The 6,065-nt window shown below is 35.9% G+C and carries 7 protein-coding genes; 6 read left to right on the top strand and 1 reads right to left on the bottom strand.

All coding sequences use genetic code 11. The features are described from left to right. Positions 1-307: 307 nt before the first annotated feature. From AC3DU7_RS22305 to AC3DU7_RS22280, 6 genes are all read left to right on the top strand, one after another. Positions 308-601 carry a hypothetical protein gene (locus tag AC3DU7_RS22305; RefSeq protein ID WP_488041496.1) on the top strand — a complete coding sequence of 98 codons (294 nt, stop codon included), beginning with the start codon at positions 308-310 and terminating at the stop codon, positions 599-601. Continuing rightward, the gene (locus tag AC3DU7_RS22300) at positions 598-951 is read left to right on the top strand and encodes a helix-turn-helix domain-containing protein (RefSeq protein ID WP_488041495.1); all 354 of its coding nucleotides are present in this window, start codon (positions 598-600) and stop codon (positions 949-951) included. The genes AC3DU7_RS22305 and AC3DU7_RS22300 overlap by 4 nt, the downstream gene beginning before the upstream one ends. Continuing rightward, a complete protein-coding gene (locus tag AC3DU7_RS22295; protein ID WP_488041494.1) occupies positions 944-1,849 on the top strand; it encodes an ImmA/IrrE family metallo-endopeptidase in 906 nt (301 codons plus the stop codon). The genes AC3DU7_RS22300 and AC3DU7_RS22295 overlap by 8 nt, the downstream gene beginning before the upstream one ends. Then, the gene (locus AC3DU7_RS22290) at positions 1,842-2,618 is read left to right on the top strand and encodes a thymidylate synthase family protein (RefSeq protein WP_488041493.1); all 777 of its coding nucleotides are present in this window, start codon (positions 1,842-1,844) and stop codon (positions 2,616-2,618) included. The genes AC3DU7_RS22295 and AC3DU7_RS22290 overlap by 8 nt, the downstream gene beginning before the upstream one ends. A 193-nt stretch (positions 2,619-2,811) precedes the next feature. Further along, a complete protein-coding gene (locus AC3DU7_RS22285) occupies positions 2,812-4,554 on the top strand; it encodes a nucleotide kinase domain-containing protein (protein WP_488041492.1) in 1,743 nt (580 codons plus the stop codon). 27 nt (positions 4,555-4,581) lie between these two features. Continuing rightward, entirely contained in the window at positions 4,582-5,472 is an 891-nt protein-coding gene (locus AC3DU7_RS22280; protein WP_488041491.1) for a MazG nucleotide pyrophosphohydrolase domain-containing protein, read from the top strand. 5 nt (positions 5,473-5,477) lie between these two features. Here the strand turns inward: AC3DU7_RS22280 and acpS are convergent, their stop codons facing one another. After that, positions 5,478-5,903: a holo-ACP synthase gene (gene acpS / locus AC3DU7_RS22275; RefSeq protein ID WP_488041490.1), complete on the bottom strand. Its 426-nt coding sequence runs from the start codon at positions 5,901-5,903 to the stop codon at positions 5,478-5,480. Positions 5,904-6,065 lie beyond the last annotated feature (162 nt).

Below are 6,065 nucleotides of genomic sequence, written 5' to 3'. Positions count from 1 at the left end.
GTTTTTCGGCCATAGTTAATTAAAGATAATTTTTAAGATAATTAATTATATTATAAGGTTAATTTGCGTAAGTCCTGTAATTATTAATTATTAATTATTTAACCAATTTCCAGATTTTTATTAGCCTTGCAAACATGAGCGCGAGTTGGCACTAAATAGTAGTTAGCCCTAGCAATACCCCAGGATTTCAGGTTCGAGTCTTATTGTGTCCATTTTATAGATAGGTCAGGGATAAATATTCCTCCTTACTTGACAGTTTTTGATTTTTTTATGTAAGATTATCTTACATAGCGTAAGAAATAAAACTATGGGACAACAAGAGGTAGAGAATAACTTAATCGAAATACTTAAGAGCATTCAAAGTGACTGTGGATACGATGCAGGGAATATTAATAGGCAAACTCGTCCTTTCATAGACCTAGAAGAATTTGATAGTTATATAGAGGTTGATGTAATTACTATATTGGCCACTGAACTTCAAATCGATATTCCAAATGATCGCCACATATTTGTTTCAGAAGATTGTCAGCAATTCCTAAGTATTAAAGAGTCAGCAGCTCTGGTCTGTGAAATCATCAGTAGTGGGGTAAGTCAGACATGAGTGAAGTAAATCAAAAAAAAGCTCTGATCGCTTCGCGCATTCGTGAAGCTCGTAAAATGGCAGGTCTTTCTCAGGCACAGGTAGCTAAGATGCTTGACCTTCATCGACCTTCAATTTCTGAAATAGAAGCAGGTAACCGTAGTGTTTCTGCGGAAGAAATTACTCAACTAGCCGAGCTTTTTGATGTTAGTTCCTCTTGGTTATTAGGAGAAGGAGCAGACCGAATGGATATTCATGACACCAGACTTCAACTTGCAGCTAGAGAACTCCAAAAGTTGAAGCCAGAAGACCTAGATAGACTGTTAAGATTACTTGCTGCAATGCAAATTGAGGAGAATAGCTGTGATTAATACTAAAGTAAATCGGGAAAAATATTCTGTGGCAAATCACAAGCAGGAACTAGCTAGACAGGCAATGTATAAATCGGCCGAAGTTAGGAAAGCAGAAGGTATACCTCCCAATCAAGCAATTTGTATTTATAAGTTGTGCGACAAGTTAGGTATAACAGTCAGATTTGTTGATAATAGCAGTATGGAAGGTATATATCTTGGAGGAAAAAAACCCACAATCTTACTTTCTGCAAAGCGACCTTTGCCAAGACGCAACTTTACCTGCGCTCACGAACTTGGACATCATGTTTTTGGTCATAGTGCAACAATTGACCAACTAATAGGAGAGACCCAACAATCAAAAATATTTCAGCCAGAAGAGTTTTTAGCCGATTCTTTTGCGGGTTTGTTATTAATGCCTAAACTAGCAATACGAAAGGCTTTCACTGTGCGGGAATGGGAGCCTGCTTTTGCAACACCCCATCAAATTTTTACTATCGCCTGTGCTTTTGGTGTAGGATACGAAACTTTAATCTATCACATGACTTATGCCCTGAAAATACTAAAACCTTCCAATCTTAAATCACTTCTAAAAGTAACCCCTAAAAAGATTAGAGAGGAAATTCTAGGGCGACTTACTACAAACTCATTAATTATTGCTGATGAACATTGGTCGCTATCTACCATTGATGTTGAGGTGGGAAATTACCTACTTCTCCCAAACACTGCACAGTCAGAGACAGACATAATTACTTTTGAGGAGAATCACCCAAAAGGTACTCTGTTTTTAGCTAACCGTCCAGGTATTGCGCGTGTCTACTGTCCAGGTACTCAGTGGGCGGTATTTGTTCGTGTTTCGCATAATCAGTTTATTGGTTTAAGTAAATTTCGGCATCTTGAGGAGGAAGAAGATGAATAATACTAACCCACCTGTCATCACAGAAAAAAATCTTTCTTATGCTTGGGCGCGCATTTTTCTACATATTATAGATAATCCAGGTAAAGAAATTGCTCCATTAGTAGTTAGAATAACAGGTTTCAAAAACAATATTCCCCAAGAAGAAGATCGAGATATTCGAGAAGCACTGGATGATTGCCTAAAAAGCAATGATAAACAGTCAGTTCATACTGTTGCTAATACAATTTTTCCTGAGTCTTTATGGCGACGCTCAAAAGATAGAAAAGATTTATTTGAAAGATATCAAAAAAATTTACCAAGGATTATAGCTTTAGCTAAAACTAAAAACTCCCGTGGTTTATATTTTGAAAGATTAATTTCATTTGGTTCCGGTCCTGAAAATGGCAACCAGCTTGAATACGTTATTTCCCAGTATAATTCCCGCCAAACAGTCAGAAGAACAATGCTTCAATTATCAATTTTTGACCCTGGAAGAGACCATGTTACCAATGCCCAATTGTCTTTTCCTTGCTTACAACATATTAGCCTTGTACCAAATAATAAAGAAGAAAGCCTCAAATTAAATGCCTTTTATGCTACTCAACAAGTATTTGAAAAAGCTTATGGTAATTACCTTGGTCTTTGCAGACTAGGTAAATTTATTGCATCAGAAATGAATCTAGAATTTAGTGGTCTTTACTGCCTTATTGGCGTGGCAAAAATAGATACAATACCTAAAAAAAATTTGGCGGGACTAGAAGAGTTAGCCAGAAAATCCTTAGAACATTAAAATTAGATTTAATTGAACATAATTATTCAACTCTATAGTGTAAAATGAAATATTGTTGAATAAATATATAGGTAAAAATTGTTAAGTGAAATGTTAAAATGTCTTCCTTTTAATGACTTTTGCTGAAAGAAAATCAAGATATTTTTGGAAGCACAGCATTATCACTTAATATAGCCTAATTAAATCTTTTAAAATGAAAAATAAACGCCCAAAACAGGGGAAACTTATTGTTTTTGAGGGACCAGATGGTGTTGGTAAAACGACCCTCTCAAAGGAAATAGCAAAGTATCTAGAACAAAATGGAAATGATTGTGAATTATTGAGCTTTCCTGGTTGCAAACCAGGAACGGTAGGAAAGTTAATCTATGACCTCCACCATGAACCCTCCAAATTTGGAGTTGAGGGTATAACTTCAGCAAGTCAGCAGATGCTTCATATTGCAGCTCATCTTGATGCGATCGAACGCCAGATAGTACCTGCTATCAAAGCAGGTCGAACTGTCATACTCGATCGCTATTGGTGGTCTACTTGGGTTTATGGAGTTGTATCAGGGATCGATCGTAAACTACTACAAAGCATGATCGAACCTGAACGAATGCAGTGGCAAAATATCAAGCCTTCTCCTATACTTTTTATCCGTCGCGATACCCCTATCGATAGAAATGTCAATTTAGAACATTGGCAAAAATTAAGTCAAGAATACAACATACTGGCAGCAGAAGAGCAAAAAAATTATCCAGTTGTTACTATTGATAATACAAACTCACTAAAAATTACGATAGAAAAAATTAAAGAAGTATTAGAGCAAAAACCAACTGTTTCTCGGAGTAAGTCTTCTAGTAAAAGTATTAAGCAAGATTTACAACTAACTCTTCAACTAACTCTTGATTGGGAAAAACCATCTGCTCCAGCACCAGAAATTATTTCTCATATTACTCCTGCTAAACCTAGTATTGTATTTGATACATATTGGCGCTTTGCAGTTGAAAGACAGAAAATTTTTTTCAAGAAGTTAGAAAACCGACTAATGCCTTGGACAGATGACCCAATTCTTTCTACTTATAAATTTACTAATGCTTATAGAGCATCTGACCGCACTAGCCAATATTTAATAAATAATGTCATTTATAGAAACGATCTTCCTGATTCAATTGATGAAGTATTTTTCAGAATTATCCTGTTCAAAATTTTCAACAAGATTGAAACATGGAACCTCCTAGAAAAAAAGTTAGGTCCTATTGTTTATTCTGACTATTCCTTCGATCGCTATAACAAAGTTCTAGTAGAAGCTATGGCATCAAGTAAAGCTATATATTCTGCTGCATACATCATGCCATCAGGTGGAAAGCGACTTGGTGGATACACAGCAAAACATCAAAATCACCTGAAATTAATCGAAAAGATGATGCTTGAGGAGCTACCAAAGCAGCTTGCAGATGCACCAAATATGCACCGTGGATTTGATTTATTTCGCAAGTATCCCACTATCGGTGATTTTTTAGCATATCAATTTATTACCGATGTCAATTATAGTCAAATCACAAACTTTAGCGAAATGGATTTTGTTATTCCTGGGCCTGGCGCTCTAGATGGAATTCGTAAAAGCTTTCTCGATCTTGGCGGTTTAAATGAACCAGAAATTATTAAATTTATGGTAGATATACAAGAATCTGAATTTGAGAGACTAGAACTTGAGTTTCAGTCTCTTTGGGGGCGTAAGTTGCAATTGATAGACTGTCAAAATTTATTCTGTGAAGTTGATAAGTATTCTCGGATTAGACACCCTGATATTTCAGGAATATCTGGTAGGACTCGTATTAAACAAAAGTATTTTCCTAACATGGAACCAATTGATTATTGGTATCCCCCTAAGTGGGAAATTAATCAAGAACTTGAAAAGTACAAAAAAAATCTAAATCCTACTCAACCGAAGTAGCCAAAATAAATTTTTTAGGAGTAAATTATGAATTTTAGTGAGTATCAATCCCAGGCACTCAAAACATCTCAAATTCCTGCATCTACTGATGATGATGTAATTGTACCTTTATTGGGTTTAGCAGGTGAAACAGGCGAGCTTCTTACTGAGTATAAAAAGTACCTTCGTGACGGTGAAGCTCATAAATTATTTACAGAGCGTATACAAGAAGAATTAGGGGATCTACTTTGGTATATTGCAGATGTGGCCAGTAAGTTCGACCTTGATTTAGGAAAGATTGCACAGATCAATCTCCAGAAATCTCAAGACCGTTGGGGAGCGCGTGAAACAACAAATGATGCCTATGCAGAGTCAGAAAATTACTTTGATAGGAACTTTCCTGAAAACGAACGTCTACCGAGACAGTTTAAAGTCGAGATTACTGAATTTAACCAAAGTGACTCTGTGAAAATGAAGGCGTTCGTTGATGGCAAGCAAATTGGCAACGATCTAACTGATAACTCATATTTTAGTGATGGTTATCGCTTTCACGATATCTTTCACTTTTCCTATGCTGCAATTTTAGGTTGGTCTCCCGTGACTCGTTCCAACTTGAGACGTAAGCGCAAAAGTCATCCCCTTATTGATGAAGTAGAAGATGGTGGTCGCGCCATAGCAATTGAGGAAGGTATATCAGCTCTTGTATTCAGCTATGCTAAAGACCATGAATTTTTGGCAGGAATTTCTACGATAGATTACCAATTGCTTAAGACTATCAAAAATATGACTACACACTTAGAAATTTCCCAAAAATCTCTAGGTGATTGGGAAAAAGCAATCATAATAGGTTATGAAATTTGGCGACAGGTAAAAAATAATAGAGGGGGTATAATTATAGTCGATTTGGATAACGGCTCAATAATATATCAAAGTTTATAAGAGATTTATTCCGTTGGTTTAGAAGTATTAGAATTCTGCACAGGGACTGTTTTGATAGCAATAGCGCTTGCGATCGCAAATGGATTTGTATGACTTATACTGACTAACCACTTCGTAATACCTAGTTTATCTGCTATTTCTTTGCATTTTCCAAAAAGTACAACAAATGGCTCACCTGTTGGCAACCTTTGGATTTCAACATCAGTCCAAGCAATTCCTTGACTCCATCCAGTTCCAAGAGCTTTGAGTACAGCTTCCTTTGCCGCAAAACGACCTGCGAAGTATTGACTGCGATTAACATCACGTTGAGCAAGACTACGCTCAGTTGCAGTAAAGCATCGAATTTCAAAATTATCTCCCGATCTTTTGAGGCTTTTTTCTATCCTGTTTATGTCAACAATATCAATGCCGTGGCCAATAATAGTTTCCATTAAGATCCTACTTACTCTCTAAAATCTAAAACTTGTATATCTCACAAATTTTAGTCAATTTATATTATAAATAGATTTTTTAGTGGTAAATTATTTATCAAAATTACATTTTGGAGCAGTATCATGGAAACTTTTCAGAAAATAATATCTGTGTTAGCTTTT

The sequence above is a fragment of the Okeania sp. genome (genome assembly GCF_983059655.1).
This window is presented reverse-complemented; position numbering and strand designations above follow the sequence as displayed.

What these genes read in the sequence shown, in the direction of transcription:
- AC3DU7_RS22305 (WP_488041496.1), top strand. Translation starts at nt 308, where the DNA reads ATGGGACAACAAGAGGTAGAGAATAACTTAATCGAAATACTTAAGAGC.
- AC3DU7_RS22300 (WP_488041495.1), top strand. Translation starts at nt 598, where the DNA reads ATGAGTGAAGTAAATCAAAAAAAAGCTCTGATCGCTTCGCGCATTCGT.
- AC3DU7_RS22290 (WP_488041493.1), top strand. Translation starts at nt 1,842, where the DNA reads ATGAATAATACTAACCCACCTGTCATCACAGAAAAAAATCTTTCTTAT.
- AC3DU7_RS22285 (WP_488041492.1), top strand. Translation starts at nt 2,812, where the DNA reads ATGAAAAATAAACGCCCAAAACAGGGGAAACTTATTGTTTTTGAGGGA.
- AC3DU7_RS22280 (WP_488041491.1), top strand. Translation starts at nt 4,582, where the DNA reads ATGAATTTTAGTGAGTATCAATCCCAGGCACTCAAAACATCTCAAATT.
- acpS (WP_488041490.1), bottom strand. Translation starts at nt 5,903, where the DNA reads ATGGAAACTATTATTGGCCACGGCATTGATATTGTTGACATAAACAGG.